At 65.7% G+C, this 18,420-nt stretch carries 17 protein-coding genes; 10 read left to right on the top strand and 7 right to left on the bottom strand.

Annotated features, from left to right (window positions below):
• Positions 1-151: 151 nt before the first annotated feature.
• From ON44_RS43090 to ON44_RS43105, 4 genes are all read right to left on the bottom strand, one after another.
• On the bottom strand, positions 152-454 hold the full coding sequence (locus ON44_RS43090) for a putative quinol monooxygenase (protein ID WP_040700936.1): 303 nt from the start codon (positions 452-454) through the stop codon (positions 152-154).
• Positions 455-485: 31 nt separating this feature from the next.
• Entirely contained in the window at positions 486-1,181 is a 696-nt protein-coding gene (locus tag ON44_RS43095) for an SDR family oxidoreductase (RefSeq protein ID WP_040700938.1), read from the bottom strand.
• 44 nt (positions 1,182-1,225) lie between these two features.
• Positions 1,226-1,726 (bottom strand): DUF2599 domain-containing protein, encoded by a 501-nt coding sequence (locus ON44_RS43100; RefSeq protein WP_051183317.1) that lies wholly within the window; start codon positions 1,724-1,726, stop codon positions 1,226-1,228.
• Between the two features lie 131 nt (positions 1,727-1,857).
• Positions 1,858-2,124, bottom strand: coding sequence for a hypothetical protein (locus ON44_RS43105; protein WP_245567552.1), 267 nt, complete (start codon positions 2,122-2,124; stop codon positions 1,858-1,860).
• A gap of 322 nt (positions 2,125-2,446) precedes the next feature.
• Here ON44_RS43105 and ON44_RS43110 point away from each other — a divergent pair, with 322 nt between their 5' ends.
• From ON44_RS43110 to ON44_RS43140, 7 genes are all read left to right on the top strand, one after another.
• Complete coding sequence (locus ON44_RS43110) at positions 2,447-3,658, top strand: lipase family protein (protein ID WP_444543902.1); 1,212 nt, start codon at positions 2,447-2,449, stop codon at positions 3,656-3,658.
• Between the two features lie 262 nt (positions 3,659-3,920).
• Entirely contained in the window at positions 3,921-5,339 is a 1,419-nt protein-coding gene (locus ON44_RS43115; RefSeq protein WP_040700939.1) for a lipase family protein, read from the top strand.
• 97 nt (positions 5,340-5,436) lie between these two features.
• Complete coding sequence (locus ON44_RS43120; protein ID WP_051183318.1) at positions 5,437-6,462, top strand: fused (3R)-hydroxyacyl-ACP dehydratase subunits HadA/HadB; 1,026 nt, start codon at positions 5,437-5,439, stop codon at positions 6,460-6,462.
• A gap of 113 nt (positions 6,463-6,575) precedes the next feature.
• Complete coding sequence (locus tag ON44_RS43125) at positions 6,576-7,517, top strand: Sco1979 family transcriptional regulator (protein WP_040700941.1); 942 nt, start codon at positions 6,576-6,578, stop codon at positions 7,515-7,517.
• Between the two features lie 135 nt (positions 7,518-7,652).
• Positions 7,653-8,495, top strand: coding sequence for an SAM-dependent methyltransferase (locus tag ON44_RS43130; RefSeq protein ID WP_040701011.1), 843 nt, complete (start codon positions 7,653-7,655; stop codon positions 8,493-8,495).
• Between the two features lie 55 nt (positions 8,496-8,550).
• Positions 8,551-9,198: a TetR/AcrR family transcriptional regulator gene (locus ON44_RS43135; RefSeq protein ID WP_063721725.1), complete on the top strand. Its 648-nt coding sequence runs from the start codon at positions 8,551-8,553 to the stop codon at positions 9,196-9,198.
• Complete coding sequence (locus tag ON44_RS43140; protein ID WP_040700942.1) at positions 9,195-9,803, top strand: Rv1733c family protein; 609 nt, start codon at positions 9,195-9,197, stop codon at positions 9,801-9,803. Before ON44_RS43135 ends, ON44_RS43140 begins: the two co-directional genes overlap by 4 nt.
• 229 nt (positions 9,804-10,032) lie before the next feature.
• On the opposite strand, the gene ON44_RS43145 is transcribed toward ON44_RS43140, so the two are convergent.
• Positions 10,033-11,583, bottom strand: a complete 1,551-nt coding sequence (locus ON44_RS43145; protein WP_040700944.1) for an acyl-CoA carboxylase subunit beta — start codon at positions 11,581-11,583, stop codon at positions 10,033-10,035.
• 399 nt (positions 11,584-11,982) lie between these two features.
• Here ON44_RS43145 and ON44_RS43150 point away from each other — a divergent pair, with 399 nt between their 5' ends.
• The 3 genes from ON44_RS43150 to ON44_RS43160 are packed head-to-tail and all read left to right on the top strand — an operon-like array spanning position 11,983 to position 14,957.
• Positions 11,983-12,954: an RsbRD N-terminal domain-containing protein gene (locus ON44_RS43150; RefSeq protein ID WP_040700945.1), complete on the top strand. Its 972-nt coding sequence runs from the start codon at positions 11,983-11,985 to the stop codon at positions 12,952-12,954.
• 45 nt (positions 12,955-12,999) lie between these two features.
• Positions 13,000-13,950: an acyl-ACP desaturase gene (locus ON44_RS43155; RefSeq protein WP_040700947.1), complete on the top strand. Its 951-nt coding sequence runs from the start codon at positions 13,000-13,002 to the stop codon at positions 13,948-13,950.
• Positions 13,947-14,957: an alpha/beta hydrolase gene (locus tag ON44_RS43160; RefSeq protein ID WP_040700948.1), complete on the top strand. Its 1,011-nt coding sequence runs from the start codon at positions 13,947-13,949 to the stop codon at positions 14,955-14,957. The genes ON44_RS43155 and ON44_RS43160 overlap by 4 nt, the downstream gene beginning before the upstream one ends.
• Before the next feature lie 55 nt (positions 14,958-15,012).
• Here ON44_RS43160 and ON44_RS49735 read toward each other — a convergent pair whose 3' ends face one another.
• Together ON44_RS49735 and ON44_RS43170 are read right to left on the bottom strand one after the other, a co-directional pair.
• Positions 15,013-15,258 carry a hypothetical protein gene (locus ON44_RS49735; RefSeq protein WP_169338168.1) on the bottom strand — a complete coding sequence of 82 codons (246 nt, stop codon included), beginning with the start codon at positions 15,256-15,258 and terminating at the stop codon, positions 15,013-15,015.
• Entirely contained in the window at positions 15,255-18,269 is a 3,015-nt protein-coding gene (locus ON44_RS43170; RefSeq protein WP_157187618.1) for a glycosyl hydrolase family 65 domain-containing protein, read from the bottom strand. Before ON44_RS43170 ends, ON44_RS49735 begins: the two co-directional genes overlap by 4 nt.
• Positions 18,270-18,420: the final 151 nt, after the last annotated feature.

An 18,420-nucleotide genomic window follows, 5' to 3' on the forward strand; every position in this document is an offset into this window, starting at 1 on the left:
TATCCCCTGTGTGCCTTGCGGGACTGAGTTTAGGTCGGTGTGCCTTTCATATGCAAGCACATCTGCACGATCGATTGTGCGTTCGCAGTTGGGTTTTCGCGCCTGCTAATCATCCGCGAACCGGTGCGGACGCGGGGCTAATTCGGCGCGATCATTTCGCATTGATCACGACATCGGTGCTGTAGTGAACTTGAGTGCCGGGCTCCACATATCGGTCGGCCGCGCAGCGCCAGGCCAGGAAATGCTCGGTGAAACGGTGTGCTTCGGCGGCCTCCTCGTCGATATAGACCTGGTAGAGGAAAAACCGGTGCGGATCAACCCGGTCGGCGCACACATCGAATCGCAGGCAACCGGGTTCCTCGCGCACCGATGCGGCGGCGCTGCGACTGACCACATCGAGGAATTCACCGCGGGATCCGGGTCGCAGCTTCAGGGAAGTGATACGGCTGAACACGGCATGTTCTCCAATCTAGCGGCGAAAAATATCAATCGGTAAGTGCGGCACCGCCTTCGGCGACCGACTGGCTACCGATATCGGAGACCGCGCGCGTTACCGAAATGTCGCCTGCGACGAGCTCCAAAGTGGTGTGCGTGGCCTGTGCCGCATGCAGAATTTCGGCGAGGACGGCGGCGACATCGGCCCGGGAGATGCTGCCGTAGGGCAGTGGTGGCGTGCTCAGCAAGACGCGGTCGGTCGCGGCGGTATCGAGCAGCCGGCCGGGGCGCAGGATCGTCCACTCGAGATCGCGGGCGCGCAGATCGTCCTCGGCCTGGGTCTTGGCGTCGATATAGGCGGCCCAGACCTCATCGGTGCCGGGGGCGGGCGGCTTACCCGCGCCCATCGTGGAGATCTGCACGAACCGCCGGACACCGGCCGCCTCGGCGGCATCGGCCAATAGCACCGAACCGCCCTTGTCCACCGTGTACTTGCGGGCCGTTCCGCTGCCCGCACCGGCGCCCGCGGCGAAAATCACCGCATCGGACCCCTTTACGACGGCGGCGAGTTCGGCCACCGTGCTGTGTTCGAGATCGAAGACGACCGGTCGTGCGCCGGTGGCCGCGACCTCGTCCGCATGGTCGGCATTGCGGATCAGGCTCTCGACCTCGTCGCCGCGCCTGGTGAGTATTTCGCCGAGCAGTAGCGCGATCTTCCCGTGTCCACCTGCGATGACGACGCGCATATGGGGTCCTTTCAGAGTAGCGATCGCTTGCAGATCGCCGATGGTCAGCGTTCGGGTCCTCCGGGATTACACGATGCCTGGACGGTGGCCTGATAGCCCACGGCCGGACGCCAGGGTTCCAGATTCCAGCTCTCCTTGTTCGGCTGCACCATGCGGGCCCAGGCCCAGTGACAGACGAACTGGTCGCGCATACCGGGCGTATCGGCGTCGGGGGAGTCCGTGAGCACCTCCTGCCACGCCCGTTCCTCGGTACCGGGGAAGGCCTCGCGCCGCCCGGCCTCGGTGGGGTAGACCAGCAGGCGAGCACCGTCGACGCCCTCGGTCCAGCTGGTGTGGTCGATCAGCGGCATACCTGCGTAGGGGTCGACGCTCGGCAGCGCGGCAAGGGGGGTGGTGGATACGGGCGCGGCCGTGGGCGTCGTGGTGGTTGTCGCTACGGCCGACGGTGTCTCGTCGGTGCCGCACGCCGCGACGGCCGGGACCAGCGCGCCGCAGCACAGCAGCGCGGCACCCCATCGTGCCCATTCGGTATTCCGCTGGGTCAACGTCGATCCTCCCGCATGGTGTCCACCATCCGAGAGTAGTCATCGTGCGGCGGCGCAACAGCCATACCGGGATGTGGCAGCCCAGTGTTTTACAGCAATGACGGTTTATGGCAGTGACGCCGCAGCCACGGTCAGTGCCACAGCGAGCGGCACGGCAGTCGGCGCAATCCCGGTCGCACCTTGCTGTCGACCGTCACGGTGAGTCCGGCGTTGACCGCTGCTGAGGTGAATTCCCACGCCTCGGTTCGGGTGGCGGCGTATTCGAGAACGAGTGCGTCCTCGGGGGTCGGACCGTCGAAGTAGACGGTGACCCTTCGCGTCGGTGGATCTTGGATATCCATCGGATACACCGAGTTTCGCTCGGTGGAATCCACTCCGGTTTTCACAGTGCCGTCCATGCCACCGTCTCCTTCCGACCCGACTCGCCGCGTCGATAGGTGTGACGGTAAGTCGCGCACCATGGTGTCGAACATGGTCCGGTCGATCGGCTGGACATGTCACAGACGCGACACCTCGCGATCAGAGACAGTCACGAAGGCGCCGGACCGCCGACCACTGTTCGCGCATCCGAGAGTTGTGATTTCTCAAAACATTTCGCCTGCCCTTTGCCTTCGCGGCCATCGCAGTCGACTATGTTCGCAACGTTGGACCAAACTCTCTCCCGGAGGCAATACGTCGATGAGACAGGCCCTGCGTAGACCGATTTACGCACTCCGCGGCATGATTCGAGCGACCGGAAAACAGTCGCTGGCCATGACGATCGGTCTGCTGATGGTGCTGACGGCGACGGCAGGCGCCGCCCACACCACACCCCTGTATCCCGCCCCTGATCCCGACCCCTTCTATGCGACCCCGCCCGATCTGGCGGATAAGAAACCCGGTGATGTGATCGCGACACGGGTGATGCCCCCGCTGGCGATCTTCCCGGATACCACCGTCACCGTCGTGCGCTTCCGTTCCACCAGCTCCGAAGGTCAGCCGATCGCGGCGACCACAACGGTGCTCACTCCGAAGGCACACGCTCCTGACGGCCCCTTGCTCTCCTATCAGCACATCATCAATGGCCTCGGCGCCGAGTGCTCGGTATCGCGGGTGCTCTACACCGGCGATCCGAACCTCATCGTCCGAGAGGCGCCGGGCTGGAATGTGCTGCTCTCGCGTGGCTGGAGCGTCGCGCTGCCGGACCACCTCGGTCCGAATTTCGCCTACGGCGCGGCCAAATTGGGCGGCATGATCACCCTCGACGGCATCCGGGCGGTGAAGCAGGTCGCCGAATTGCAGGTGCACAAGAGCCCGGTCTCGATGGTCGGGTACTCCGGCGGCGGCATGGCTACCGCATGGGCGGCCGCGCTGGCGCCCGAGTACGCGCCGGACGTGGAGATCGCCGGGGCTGCGATGGGCGGTGTGCCGATGAATCTGGTGACCATGCTGGAGACGCTCGGCCTCAACTCGCATCCGGTCTTCGGGCTCGCGCTGGCGGCCGGACTCGGCCTGGAGCGGGAGTATCCCGACCGCTTCCCGCTCAGCGACCAACTCAACGAGCGCGGCCTCCTCGCACGGACTGCGATCGCCAATAGCTGCACCAATGACATCCTGGCCGCGGGCGCGGGGCGCGGGGCACTGGACTTCGCGAAGTCGACCTCGATGATCAACGATGCCACCGCACGCGCGGTGGTCGAGGAGAACAGCCTCGAACTCTACGACGGCGTGCCGAAAACGCCGATCTTCGAATGGCATTCGCCGATCGACGGACTCATTCCCGTCGATGCGGTGGTGAATACCGATAAGCGCTGGTGCGCGGCCGGGGCGCGGGTGCAGTCCGAGCAGATCCCGGTACCCGACCATCTCACTGCCGCGGTCCTGGGCATTCCGGCGGCGCTGAATTGGTTGGACGCGCGATTCCGAGGGGAGGTAGCGCCGAGCAACTGTTGAGAATGAGCACGAACAAACTGGTGCGATCCGGCGGATGCCGGAGCACGACCGAGCCGGATCCGTGTTGCTGGACAAGCGGATTCGGCTCGGATTGTTGCGATTCGGCGACGTGACACACACAACTCGGGCACGGCGGGGTATCCGCGCGAGTTCCCTCGGTTAGCCTGACTTTCTGGCCTCGGCACTCAGGGGCATTTCGGGGGTCGAAGGCACCAACCCGGGCGCCAGGGAAACCCGACGTCGCACCCTGGGGCGTGTGCCAATGAAGTGCCTGCGTGTCATCGTTTTCGTGCTGTTGCTGGTGTGTCCGGTCGCGATAGGGGAGGCGTCGGCCGAACCGCCGCCCGCACCGGCGCCGCCCGCTATTCCCGGCCTGCCCGCATTGCCGATCCCGACCGATACCGGTTCGATATTGCCGGATCTGCAGCAGTTGATCGATCGCGTCATCCCGCCGCCACCGATCGCTGTCGGGCCGCACCTGTCCGGTCCGATGCAGGAGGCCACCACCCTGTCCCCAGCGCTGGCCGCCCTGCGCCAGGCCTCGGCGCCGAGCGCCATCGGCGATCCGATCTTCGACGCGTGGCCGGCGAATCTGGACGATTACGCGCCCGGCGAGCTCGTGGAGGTGCGCGATGTCAGCGCGACGGCCGCGCCGCTGGTGTTGGTGCCGACGCGGCAGGCGCTGCTACTGAAATACCGCACCACCGATTCGCGCGGCGCGGCCTCGTATGCCACTGCGACATTGATCATTCCGGCCACCGCATGGCCAGGTCCGGGCGGCCGACCGGTCGTGGTGAACAACCTCCCGATCGATGCGCTGGGTCGGGACTGCACCCCTGGCTACACCTTCTCGCACGGTTGGTCACGCAATACCAGCATCACCGACTTCCTTCCGCCCACAACGCAATTGGCGGCATTGCGCGGATACGCGGTGCTGATTCCGGATCACGAGGGACCGTGGATGGCCTACGCGGAGCCCTACGTCGCCGGACATGCGGTGCTCGATGCCATCCGCGCGGTGCGCGGATGGCGCCCAGATGAATTCGGCGACAGCCGATTCGGTATGACCGGCTACTCCGGTGGCGCCATCGCCACCAAGGGGGCGGTGAAGCTGATCGACAGCTACGCCCCGGAATTGGCCGGATCGATCGTCGGTGCCGCGCTCGGCGGTGTGCCCGCCGACTACGAAATCCTCGGGCGCAGCATGAACGGCAACCTCGCCTCGGGGGTCTTCCTGGCCGCGACCTTCGGCGTCGGCCGGGAGCGCCCGGAGATCCTGGCCAGTATGAACAACCTGGCGCAGTGGGCGGCGACGTCACCGCTGAAAGACTTGTGCGGCAGTGTATTCGGTGCGGTCGGGTTGCTGATGCTGCCCATCGATATCGCCGCCAAGATCCCGGATCCGCTGCATTCCGAGGTCGCCACCGAGATATACGACGTGACGCGCATGACGGGCATGAAGTCCGCGACACCGCTCTACATCTACAACGGTGAGCAGGAATTCTGGATTCCGGCCGAGGGTGCGCGCAACCTCTACCAGGAGCAGTGCGGCCTCGGTGTCTCGGCGGTGTATCGCAGCGTCCTCGGTGAACACATCATCGCAGGCGGGCTCGGCTATCCGGACGCGATGATCTGGCTGGATCAGCGCCTGCAGGGGGTGCCGGCGCCCGATGAATGTTGAGAGATCTATGGCGATCAGCTATTAGTGTTGCAACTGGCACTCGGGTCGCGATTTATGACACGTGACGGTTTTGAGTGGATCTGAACAAGCTAGAGCGATGGTGGGGCGCCACTATCGGATGTCCGACCATTACGAGGTCGGTCGGGAGAAGGTCCGCGAATTCGCCCGTGCGGTTCGCGGCGTCCATCCTGCGCACTATTACGAAGAGGCGGCGTGGGAGCTCGGCTACGACGGGCTCGTCGCACCACCCACCTTCTCCTCGATCATCTGGCTGCTGCTCCAGCGCAAGATGTTCGATTCGGTGCTGACCGGCTACGACATCAGCCAGGTGCTGCATACCGAGCAGAGTATCCGGGCGCACCGGCCGCTCGTCGCCGGTGATCAACTGCGCTGCGACACCTTTGTCGAATCGTTCCGGCAGTTCGGCGACATGGACTTCATGGTCATCCGGAGTCTGCTCACCAACCAGTACAAGGAATTGCTGCAGACCGCGCACACCACCGTGGTCGCCCACACCGGCGCCGACGTCGCCACCGAACTGGTCACTGCGGTCGACGGCGTCATCATGAGCGGTGAGGCGCTGAGCCAACGTCAGGGCGCGACCCGGCGGCCGGAGCACGCGTTGGATGGCGGCATCGTCGAATGCTTCGACGAGGTGTTGCCCGAGGGCGGTGTGGACGAGCCTCCGGTGCGGGTGCCGTGCGGCATCGAGTTCGACGAGCTGCAGGTCGGTACCGAACTGCCCACCCGCGTCGTCCCGCTCTCACGCGGTGATCTGGTGAATTACGCTGGGGTATCCGGTGATTCGAATCCGATCCACTTCAGCGAGCATGTTGCGATCGCCGCGGGACTGCCCGGTGTGGTCTCGCACGGCCTGCTGACCATGGGTCTCGGCGCGAGCTATCTCACCGACTGGCTCGGCGATCCGGCCGCGATCACCGAATACGGTGTGCGGTTCGCCGGATTCGCCCCGGTCTCGGCCACCCGGCAGTGCGAGATCGAATTCCACGGCCGGGTCAAGTCGCTGGATCCGGATCGCCGCGCGGCGACCGTCGCGCTCACCGCGGTCTCCGACGGTCGCAAGCTGTTCGGTCGGGCCAGCGCGGAGGTGCTGCTGCGCTGAACCGAAGCTGGGCCGCAGATATTGGGGAATGTACTTGCAGATGTACGAATACTTGTGGAAATAGGGCATTTTGGTTCTAGAGAGTTGCGGCTATTTCATGGCAGACTCATCGAATGCGTGCTTCGGAAGTGCGACATTCATTTTCCGGCAAGAACCCTGCCGCCGACGGTGGACCGACCGTGCTGCGGATGATGCTCGGCAGCCGGATGCGACGGTTGCGCGAGACCTGTGACATCTCCCGCGAAGATGCGGGCGAGGCGATCCGCGGTTCGCATTCCAAGATCAGCCGGCTCGAATTGGGGCGCACCGGTTTCCGGGAACGCGATCTACTCGATCTGCTTACGCTCTACGGGGTCACCGACCCGGAGGAGCGCGAGGAGTTCAAGGAGCTCGCTCGCCAAGCCAACGCCTCGGGCTGGTGGCATCGCGACAGTGATTGGCTACCGAAGTGGTTCGACACCTATCTCGGACTCGAGCAGGCCGCCAAGCTGATCCGCGGCTACGAGCCGAGGGCGATACCCGAGCTGCTGCAGACCGCCGACTATGCACGGGTATTGCTGGCCCTGGCGCATCCGGCCGAATCGGCGGAGGCGATCGCGCGGCGGGTCGCGCTGCGGTTGCGCCGTCAAGAGATCTTGCGCCGCCCGCATCCACCGCAGCTGTGGCTGATCGTCGAGGAGGCGGCGTTGCGTCGGCCGATCGGCGGGTCGAGGGTGTGGCGGGCTCAGCTCGAGTATTTGCGGCGCATCACCGAGGAGCCGCACATCACCGTGCAGGTGCTGCCGGATCATGTCGGCGGTCCGGCGTTGGCCGATGGTGCGTTCACCATGCTGCGCTTCGCCGAAGCCGATCTCCCCGACATCGTTTATCTGCAGCAACTCACCAGTGCGCTGTATCTGGACAAGACCGCCGACCTCGACGCGTATCGCGCGGTGGCCAATCAACTATCGGTGCACGCCGCGCCACCGGAGTACACCCCGGGATTGCTGCGCGCCCTGTACGAACGGCATCCGGAGACGCTCGATCACCCGGCCGCGCTGGGCGATTCGCGGTGATGCGCCGAAAACAATAAGCGGGACAATCGAACTCGGCGCGGTGCGGTGCCACGTCGGGTTCGTCAAGTGCGTACGGTGTGATGCCGGATCTCATACGATAGGAACCGCACAGGTCCCGTGGACGAAGGTATTGACATGACCGACGATGCTGCGCCCCCGACTCGGCTCGACCGGGAGATCGATCAGAGCAAACCGAGTATCGCCAGGGTCTATGACTATCTGCTCGGCGGTAAGGACAACTACCTCGTCGACCAGGAGATCGGTGATCACTTCAAGGTGAACCTGCCTGGTTCGGTGGCGATCGCCTTCACCAGCAGGCAGGCGCTGATCCGCGGGGTGCGCGATATGGCCCGTGCGGGCATGTGGCAGTTCATCGACTTCGGCAGCGGCTTGCCGACGGCCGACAATGTGCATCAGGTCGCGAAGCGGCACGCCGCCGACGCTCGGGTGGTCTACGTCGACAATGATCCGATCGTGCTCGCACACGGTCGCGCGCTGCTGGCCACCGATAAGAACACCACGGTGATCCAGGCCGACGCTCGCGATCCCAAATCGATCCGCGACCATCCGGATGTTGTGCGGCTGATCGATTTCGACCAGCCCGTCGGCGTCATCTTCAGTTCGATCCTGCACCACTTCAACGACGACGAGGATCCGGCTGCTGTGGTGCGCTTCTGGAACGACCAGATTCCTGCCGGCAGTCACGTATTGATCACGCACTTCCGATCCGGGCACAATCCGGAGACCAATGCGGCCGAACAGAAGCTGCAGGCCACCTTCGGCCGCGGCCGCTGGCGCGATACCGAGGAGATTCGCGTCCTCTTCGGCGACCTCGAAGTCCTCGAACCCGATATCGTCCCGTCGGCGCAGTGGCGACCGGACGTGGCGGCCGATGACGCAGCGTCGGTCGGCAGCTCCGGGCGCGAGCTCACCGTCTGGGAGCAGCTCATCGTCACCGGGCTGGCACGAAAGCCCTGATACGAATCACACCGAACTAATGTCCCGGTGGGACAATAGGGCGTAGACTGCCGATATGGGTATCGACGACGAGGTCGACCTCGACGGACGTCGGCTGCGTACACTCCGCAGTCGCGCGGCAATGTCGCGCGCCGCATTCGACCTGCTCAACGAGCGTGGGTTGGGTTCGGTGGCCGTCGAGGACATCGCGGAACGCGCCGGGGTCACCCGGCGGACCTTCAGTCGTCATTTCTCCTCCATCGAGGATGCCGTACTCGGTGAAATCGATCAGGACGTGCACCTGTTCAACGAGGCGCTGTGCCGTCGCCCCCTGAGCGAGCCGCCGCTGGTCGCCTACCGCAATGCCTTGCACGACTGGCTGGCCACCGAACACACCGGTGCGAAGGCAGCGCGCCTGGCCCGGCGCTGGGCGCTGTTCCAACTCTTCGAGGCGGAACCGACGCTGGCCGCGGGCTATCAGCGCATCCGACTCGAGGGGCAGCGCGAATCCGTGCGGATCATCGCCGCCAGACTCGATGTCGATCCCGCGGTGGACCACCGTCCGGAGGCAGCCGTCGCGGCCGGGACCGGACTGCTCATCGCTGCACTACAGGTCTGGGGCGCGGGTTCGGACACCGATGGACTCCCCGATCTCATCGACACATTCTTCGACACCCTTAACGGGCTGACAGCTGAATTCCAGAGCGAGGTGTCATCGTCATGACCGCAGCAACCGGGTCGCCGAGCGTTGTCCGCCGCACCTGCCGCCGGGTCGGCCTGGATCGAAATCCGATGCGCCGCCGCGAGGACCGCCTGCAACTGGTGGTCGCCGCGGTGCTCACGCTGTTGTTCCTGATCATCGCCCCGCTGCTGTCGATGGCGGTCGGCGGCCGGATCTACCAGACCGAAGACCGCATCGCGCGGGCCGAAGCGGCGCAGTTACACGAGGTCGACGCGACCGTGCTCGAGGTCGGCAAAGCGCCGCTCTACGCGCCCATCACCCCGGCTCGGGTGCAATGGCGCGACGCCGACGGTGTCACGCATACCAGCGACTACCAGGCCACCGGAGTGATGAAAGTCGGTGCCACGGTGAAGATTTGGCTCGACGGCTCGGGCAAGGTCACCGAGCCGCCGTCGGACACCCGGGCACTGAGCAAGGCATTGCTGATCACCACCGGCATGGTCTTCGGGATCGCGGTCTGCTTCGGCTGCGGATACGCACTGCTGCGCCGCGCGCTCGATCGGCGCAGGGCCCGGTTGTGGGAGACCGAATGGGCCACGGTGGAACGCATTTGGGGCAACCACGGGACGCGTCCGGATCAAGCCTAGTTCGTGCCGAGGTGCGGCGCGCCCACTCGGAGTGGGTAGGGACACTCAGGGTGGGCACGCCGCGTGCCCAGCTGACGTGCGGCGAACACGGGTCGGGCACCGATGACGTTAGGGCACAGCGGTATCGGGTCGCGCGGCGAGCGAGCGATCATCGGATATCGCACGACCGACACCCATTTGCGCTGTGACACAACACAAACCGGGACACAGCACAAACGGGCCGGCGACTCTAGACCGGGAAGAGGCTGTGCTTGCGCGGGTTGTGCTTCTGCACCGCGCCCTTCTCCCGCAGCAGGCGCAGCGCCCTGCGGATCTCCAGACGGGTCTGCGACGGTTCGACGACGGCATCGATGTAGCCGCGTTCGGCCGCGGTCCACGGAGTGGCCACGGTGGCGTTGTAGAAGTCGATCATCTGCTGGCGCACGGTGGCGCGCTGGTCGGGCGGGGTCGCCTCCAGCTGCCTGCGGCCGATGATGCCGACCATGCTCTCGGCGCCCATGACCGCGATCTGTGCCGTCGGCCAAGCCAGCGCCAGGTCCGCGCCCAGCGGTTTGCAGCCCATCACCGCATAGCCGCCGCCGTAGGCCTTGCGTGTCACGATCGAGACGATCGGCACCGTGGCCTCGATGACCGCGCGGAAGAACCGGCCGCCGCGCTTGATGACGCCGTTGCGCTCCTCTTCGAGACCGGGCAGCACACCCGGGGTGTCGACGACGAAGATCAGCGGCAGGCCGAAGGCGTCGCACAGCCGTATGAAATATGCCGCCTTATCCGAGCACAGTCCGTCCAGCGCGCCGCCGAGCACCTGCGGCTGATTGGCGATCACGCCCACACTGCGACCGTCGACCCTGGCGAATCCGGTGATCAGGTTCTGGGCGGTACCAGCGCTGATCTCGTGGAAATCGCCGTCGTCGAAGATGCGCAGCAGCACCTCGTGCATGTCGTAACCGGACCGGTCGGAATCCGGAATGATCGAGTTCAGCTCGAGGTCGTGTGCCGTGGTTTCGGGCTCCAGTCCCGGATTCACCACCGGAGCCTGTTCGAGGCAGCTCGACGGCAGGTAGCTCAGATAGTTGCGGACCCAGTCGAAGGCGGCCTGCTCGTCCGCCGCGACATGGTGCACCGTGCCATTGGCCTGCAGGGCGGCGGCGCCACCGAGATCGTCGGCGCTGACCACCTCGCCCGTCACGCCCTTGATCACCTCCGGACCGGTGACGAACATGTACGACTTCTCGGTCGCGACCAGCACATCCATATTGACCGGGCCGTAGACCGAACCGGCCGCGCATTTGCCGAGCATGACCGCGACCATCGGCACGAAGCCGGACAGATCCTCCTGGCGTCGGCACATCAGTGCGTACCAGGCCAGCGAGGTCACCGCCTCCTGGATGCGGGCGCCGCCGGAATCGTTGATCGACACCACCGGGCAGGCGTTCTCCTGCGCGAATTCCATTGCGGCGGCGACCTTTCGGCCGAACATCTCGCCGACCGATCCGCCGTGCACGGTCTGGTCGTGGGCGATGACGACGACCGGCCGGCCGTCGATGTAGCCGCGGCCGGTCACCACACCGTCGCCGTACATGCCGTCGGTGCTGCCCGGCTGTCGCACCAGCGCGCCCATTTCCACGAAGGAGCCCTGGTCCAGCAGCATGCGCACGCGCTCGCGCGCACTCGGTATGCCCTTGTTCTTGCGTTTCGCGATGCCGGTCTCGCCGGCGGGTTCCTCGGCGAGCTCCAGGATGTCCCGGAGTTCCTCGAGTTTTTCTCGCGTGCCGCTCATATGGGGTGCCATCCTTCGAACTAGTCGCCTTGTACTGTCCGGATTCACCGAACGGTACAAGGCGCTCGATGCTATCGGGTGTAGGACCCGCAGCACAGGGACTCAACTTTAGCCATGGGGCGGCTCACCGGTCCGCTGGGTGTGCCGTCCCCGGTGCCGTCGGTGGATCGTCGCCGGGCGTTACAGCCGTCGCACCGGATGGCGCACCCGCGTCAGTGTCCCGGGGAGCACCCGGTCTCGCCGACTATATCCGGTCATCCGAATGACCGGAAATATTGGACCGAGAATCGCTCCGCTGCTTGTGATTTCGCCCAAGCTGGTCGGCACGGTGTGATGACTTTCCTAATTACCGGACCGGATATGCGATTTTGGTCCGAACGCCACTAGCCTTTCACAGTCATGGTGGGCAAACAGGCTGGTTCGGGCAGCAAGAGCCTGGAATCGAAACTGGTCGAACATTTGACTTTTCAGGCCCGGCGCACGCAGCGCGGAGATCTCGGTACTATCACGCGCACCTGTTTGGCGGAAGCTGCGCAAGTGCTGGAACCGCGGTTGGATCCGGCTGCCGAGCAGCCCGGGGTGATCACCGGATCGGCCGCGCGGTGGGCCCGCGAGGGCGTGGCGCTGGAAACTGTGCTGGACGCCTATCACGACGGTGTGCGCGCCGGGCTGGAATTCCTCGCCGAACAGGCAGCGGACGAGGATGCCGATCAGGTGGCGGCCGCGGCCGGGTTGATCGTGCGCGTGCTGGAAATGGTGACGACGGCGACGTCCACGGCCTATCTGGACGAACATCGCCAGGTCGCCCGGGAACAGCAGACTGCCGCGCAGACTCTGGTATCGGCGCTGCTCAGCGGACACGGCGTCGCACGGCTGGCCGGGCGCGCCGGTATCAGCGTCGCCGCGTCTTATCAGGTCGTCGCCCTCGCGATTCCCGCACATCCGGACGAGCGAAGACCCGGTCTGGGCGCGCCGTCCGCGGCCCGCCGGAAGTTGCGCCGGGTCCAGGCGGCGCTGGCGATGCCGCTCGGTTCCCGGGCACTGTCGCTGCTGTCCGATGAGGGCGGCACGGTCCTGGTGCCGATCGACGAGGTATCCGCCATGGCACCGCTCGCGCTCACTCCGGAGGTGCTCGACCTGGTCAGCGAGGCTGCCGAGGTACCGCTGACCGCGGTGGTGGCCTCCGGTGAGACCGCTCGGATTCCCGAACTGGCCGGCTCGGCACAGGAACGGCTCGCCCGACTCCTCGCCGACGGCCGGGCGCCGGGGCTCTATCGGATCGCCGATCTGCCGGCTTGTGACGGTTTCCAGTCAGGTCGTCGAGCTGTCGTCACCTCGCCCAACGATCGACGAATCACCCGTTCGGCCTGAACAACCCCGCTTATCGTCGATTCAGGGGAGAACAAAGGAGCACGTGTGACGACCGCGTTGACCGATCTCGACATTTTGCGCGAACTGGAGCCCGTCGCCGAACGTCATCTCGACGAGCATCTGCGCAAGGCCAAGGCGTGGCACCCGCACGATTATGTGCCGTGGGACGACGGCCGGAATTTCGCCGCGATGGGCGGCATCGATTGGGATCCGGAACAATCTCGGCTGTCGGAGGTCGCGTGCACCGCCATGGTGACCAACCTGCTCACCGAGGACAATCTGCCGTCCTATCACCGGGAGATCTCGGAGTCGTTCTCACTGGACGGTGTCTGGGGCACCTGGGTCGGGCGCTGGACCGCGGAGGAAAACCGCCACGCGATCGTCATGCGCGATTATCTGGTGGTCACTCGCGCGGTGGATCCGGTCGTACTGGAACAGGCCAGAATGGCGCATATGACGACGGGGGTCGCGAAGCCGGAGAAGGGGCCGCAGTTCCTGCGTTCGGTCGCATATGTAACATTGCAGGAACTGGCGACCAGAATAAGTCACAGAAATACCGGCGCCGCCTGTAATGAGCCCATCGCCGAGCGTATGCTGCAACGGATTGCCGCCGACGAGAACCTGCATATGATCTTCTACCGCAACCTCAGTGCCGCCGCCCTCGACCTCGCACCCGACGAGGCCATGCGTGCGGTCACCGATATCGTCACGCGGTTCCAGATGCCCGGACTCACCCAGCCCAACTTCCGGCGAAATGCGGTGGTACTGGCCAAGAACGGCATCTACGACTTGCGCCAGCATCTGGATGTCGTGTTGCGGCCGGTGCTGCGCGCCTGGAATGTCTTCGAGCGCACCGATCTGTCCGACGACGGCGAACGCGCCCGCGACCAGCTCGGCGCATACCTCGATGAATTGGCCGTCAAGGCAACACGTTTCGAGGAGCAGCGCGACCGGGCCGCAGCCAGACAGGCGGAGCGAGCCGCCGTCGTACCATGAGTCGTCGAGCACCGATCACCGCGGCGGCGATGGCCCTCATCGCCGCGCTGGCGGCCGTGCCCGCACTCGCGGATCCGCCCGCCGTCGATCCGGCCATGACGCGGACCGGAACGATCAGCATCGAGACGGTCGGGCCGCGGCACGAACGTTTCGCCATCGCCTCGGCCGCCATGCGTCGGGTCATTACGGTGGATGTGTTGCGCGGCAGCGGTTCCGGACCGCATCCGTTGCTGTATCTGCTCGATGGCGTCGACGGCGAGGCGGTCTCGGGGTGGCTGACCAAGGGGCGTGCGGCGGAGTTCTTCGCGGATAAACCGGTCGATGTGGTGTTGACCAGCGGCGGCACCGGGAGCATGTACAGCGACTGGTTGCGACGCGACGCCACCCTCGGGGTCAACCGGTGGGAAACCTTTCTCACCGCCGAGCTGCCGCCGATTATCGAGTCGTATCTGAAAACCGATGGGCGGCGGGCGATCGCGGGTGTTTCCATGGGTGCGCAGGCGGCCATGATGCTGGCCCAGCGGAATCCGGGGCGTTACCGTGCGGTCGCGGGAATGAGTGGATGTTATTCCACCGCAGACGATCTCGGTCGGGCCGTCACCACGATCACGGTAGCCTCGCGCGGTGGCAATGTCGAAAACCTCTGGGGCCCACCCGGATCGCCGGAGTGGAGTGCGCACGACAGCCTGCTCGGTGCCGCGCAGCTGCGCGGGACCTCGATCTACCTGGCCGCGGCGACCGGCCTGCCGACCGATGCCGACCTCGTCGCGGTATCGCGTGCGTCCGACCTCGGCGAAGCGTTGAAGACGGCGGGCGGGGGTCTGGCCCTCGAAGCCGGTGCGCGCTCGTGTACCGAACGCTTCGCGGCACGACTGGCCGAGCTGAATATCCCGGCCACCGTCGACTACGCCCCGACGGGTATGCACACCTGGCCCGACTTCGAGGCCCAACTGCCGAGGGCCTGGCGCGTGCTCGCCCCGGCGCTCGGCCTTCCAGACCCGCACTGATTCACGCGGCACTCCTGAGCTGGGCGACCGATGATCCGACCGGCGCTGAGGGGGACTAACCGGGAAGCGTTGTCGTGGTGGCACAGGCGCTGTCGCGCAGGAGCTTCGGTGCGGTGTCGAGTGGAATGTCGTACCAGAGATCGAGTTCCAGCCGGTTCCCAGCACCGATGGTCACCTCGGTCGGTTGACGTTTGATCGCCATGGCATCGTTGCTGACCGGATGTGCGGTGCCCGCGTTGTCGTCGAGTTGATAGTCGGTGGTGCGGGTCGTATGGAATGTGGTGTCGGCATTGGCAATCACCACTCGAACGCGAACGAGCTGCCCCTTGGGCAGCCATTCGGCATGCGTGCCGAAGATATAGCTGTGCCCGGGCTCGACAACGAGCGCGGTGATCTCCAACTTGGTGCAATCCGCCGGTGTCCGGACGTACTCGGTGGTTGTGACGCTCGGTGCGCTAGGCGTCGGCGTCGGGTCGGCGCAGGCCGCGAGCGGGAGAAACAAGAGCGAAAGCAACCGACGCACCCGTTCCATGCTAGGATCCGACCCGCCGTGACGTGCCCGTATTGGGTACCGGAACCGATGGGAGTGACCAGCTGTGCCCAGGGGCGCGGATCAGGTTCGGGGGCCGGTGATTTCGAGTTCTCGGAGGGTGGGGTGGGGGGTTGGGGTGGTGAGTTCCATGCGGATGTAGCGGGTTGAGAGGGGTGTGGGGAGGGTGCCGGTGGTTGGGTCCGGGGTGATCGGGGTCCAGGTGTGGTTGTCGGGGGAGGCGGTGAATGTGGTTGGGGTGGGGCGGTCCAGTGCGGGAGGATTCGGGCGATGTGGGTTTCCTGGCCCAGGTCGACGGTGAGGGTGGCGGTGGGGGTGTTGGGGGACCAGCTGGTGGCGGGGGTGCCGTCTACGGCGGCTTCGGCGTATTTGCCGGGTTCGTCGGAGCTGGTGGTGACCGGTTTGCAACGGGCCAGGTTGTCGGTGGGGGTCCGGTCGGGACGACGGGTCGGGACGGTCAGTTCGCTGTCGAGGCGGTGGGTTTCGGTGTCGGTTCGGACCTGTAGCGGTTGGCCGTCGGTCAAGGTGAGTTCGGTTTCGTCGGGACCGATGGTGGCATCGAAAGTTCGTCCCTGCCAGTGGATTCCACGGATCGTGAGGCCGTCGGGGAGTTCGGGCGGAAGGGTTGGGGCGATCCGGATGTCGTCGATGTCGAAGCGCAGGCCGAGTAGGCCGTTGGTGAAGGTCTGGAGGAAGCCGCCCGCCGCGGTGACGAAGGTGAAGGCGGGCGCACCGGCGAGCGGGTCCTTGGCTCCGACCTTGGCGCCGCGGGCCTCGGTGAACTGGCCGAAGGGGCTGCGGATGAACGGGCGCGCGGCGCGTTCGAGGAAGGTGTCGGTGGCACAGCCGGGTACGCCGATTGTCGCCGCGTCGATGGCGTGCACCGAATCGGTCATCGCGGGACCGTCGGGATCGGTTCGCTCCGAATAGTATTCGAGCACATTGGCCGCCACATCCGGCGGCATCGGCCAGTCCAGGGGATAGATCAGTAGCACGGTGTCCGCCTGTTTGATGGGAGTTCCTGTGTAGCCGTCGAATTGGACGAAGATCCGTTGGTTGCGATCGAACGGCATGCGCAGCCCATCGGCGATCGCGGTCCACTCGGGCCGGCGCGGTTCGCCCAGAATCTCCGCCGCGCGGGTGGCATTGCGCAGGGCGAGGGCGGCGACAGCATTGGTGTAGACCGCGTCGTTCACGCCGTTGCTGTACTCGTCGGGACCCGCGACATTGCGAATCGAGTAGCTGCCGTCGTCGTTGCGCGTCACCCGCGAGGCCCAGAATTCGGCGAGCGCGCGCAACACGGGCCAGCCGCGTTCGCGCAGATAGCCGGTATCGCCGGTCGCCACGTAGTACTGCCAGGCCGCCAAGGACGCATCGCCTTGCAGATGGATCTGGGTCAAGCAGTGCGGCGGATCCCAGCTGTGGCATTCGTCGAGATCGCCACGGCTCGCACTGGTCCACGGATAGAAAGCGCCGCGGTAGCCGAGCCGCTGGGCATTCGCCTGGGCGGCGGACAATGTCCGAAAGCGGTAGTCCACCACGGATTTCGCCAATTCCGGTGCGAACTGCAGCAATCCGGGGAACATCCAGATATCCGCATCCCAGAACACCGCGCCGCCGTAGTTGTCGCTGCTGAGCCCGACGGGCGAAATGCTGTTGTCCTGTTGGGAGTTCGTGCTCGAATACAGCGAATACAGCGCACCGCGCGTCCAGGTCTGCACATCGGGTTGACCGGGCACCTCGATATCACCGCGCCACCGCGCCCGCCAGGCCGCGGCTGTTTCGGCGAGCAGGTTCGCCCACCCCGTCCACACGGCCCGCTGTGCCGACTCGAACGCGGTCGCCGCCGGATCAGGAGAGGTGCGGGTAGTGTCGACCCCGACGAACTTCGTCAACTGATACGTGCCGCCGTCGCGCACCGGAAACCGAACATCCTGGCGCGCACTGAGATCGCGGCCCGGTGGCATCGGCTGAATCGCGTTCGAAGCGATACCAGCCCCCGGCCGCAGCACGGAGACGATATCGCCGCCGACATCGGTGCCGTCGGTACGGAATCCGACCCGAATGGTGTCGTCGTCGCGAGCGCCCACCTCGGACTGGCTGACCCGTCGCGCACCGGCGCCGTCGACGAGATCGGAGACCACCATCTCGCCCGACCAGTGCGGCATCACCGTGACGTGCACCGCGCCGACATGCTGATCCACCTGGTCGGTGAGCACGTCGTAGACCAGATCGGTGGCCTTGCCATCGGGTGCGCTCCAGGTCAGCCGGGTCCGCACCAGTCCGCAGCGCAGGTGCAGCGTTTGCCTGAAGTTCGAGATCTGAGCAGCGGGTGTGGCCGGCGAATAGGTGTGCTCGCCGACACCGACCAGCAATCCGGACCAGTTCGGAATGGCCGCGGCGACCTCGCGGTTGTCGGCCACACCCGGAGTGTGCGCATAGAGGCCGGCGACGAAAGCACCATCGTATGCGGGCGTGTAGAGCGGCCAGCCGGTCGCCTCATCGGTCGCGGTATATCCCATGCCGCGCGGTGGCACACGCAATCCCAGATAGCCGTTCCCGACGAACGGATGTGCATCGATCGGTACGTCCACCTGATCGTTCGACAGCGCCCAGCCGGGCGCCGAGGCCGATGGATCATCCGGACATGCACCACTCGCAACTCGATCGGTGTGACGCACCGCGACCAGCACCGCTGTTGCCGCCAACATGATGACCGCCGCTAGCGCGATACCCAACAGAATGGTGGTGCGACGGCTCACACGTCGGAGTAACTGGCCGATCCGGGACATTCGCGCCTCCACGTCGAGCTCGACGTTCGTGCCGAGCCGCGATACGCGTCGACGACCGCAGGACCGGCTACCGGGTTACGCAGGTGTGATTTCCATTGTTCCATCCACAACGATCCGCGCG

The sequence above is a fragment of the Nocardia vinacea NBRC 16497 genome, from assembly GCF_000308835.1.
Classification (GTDB): Bacteria; Actinomycetota; Actinomycetes; order Mycobacteriales; family Mycobacteriaceae; genus Nocardia; species Nocardia vinacea.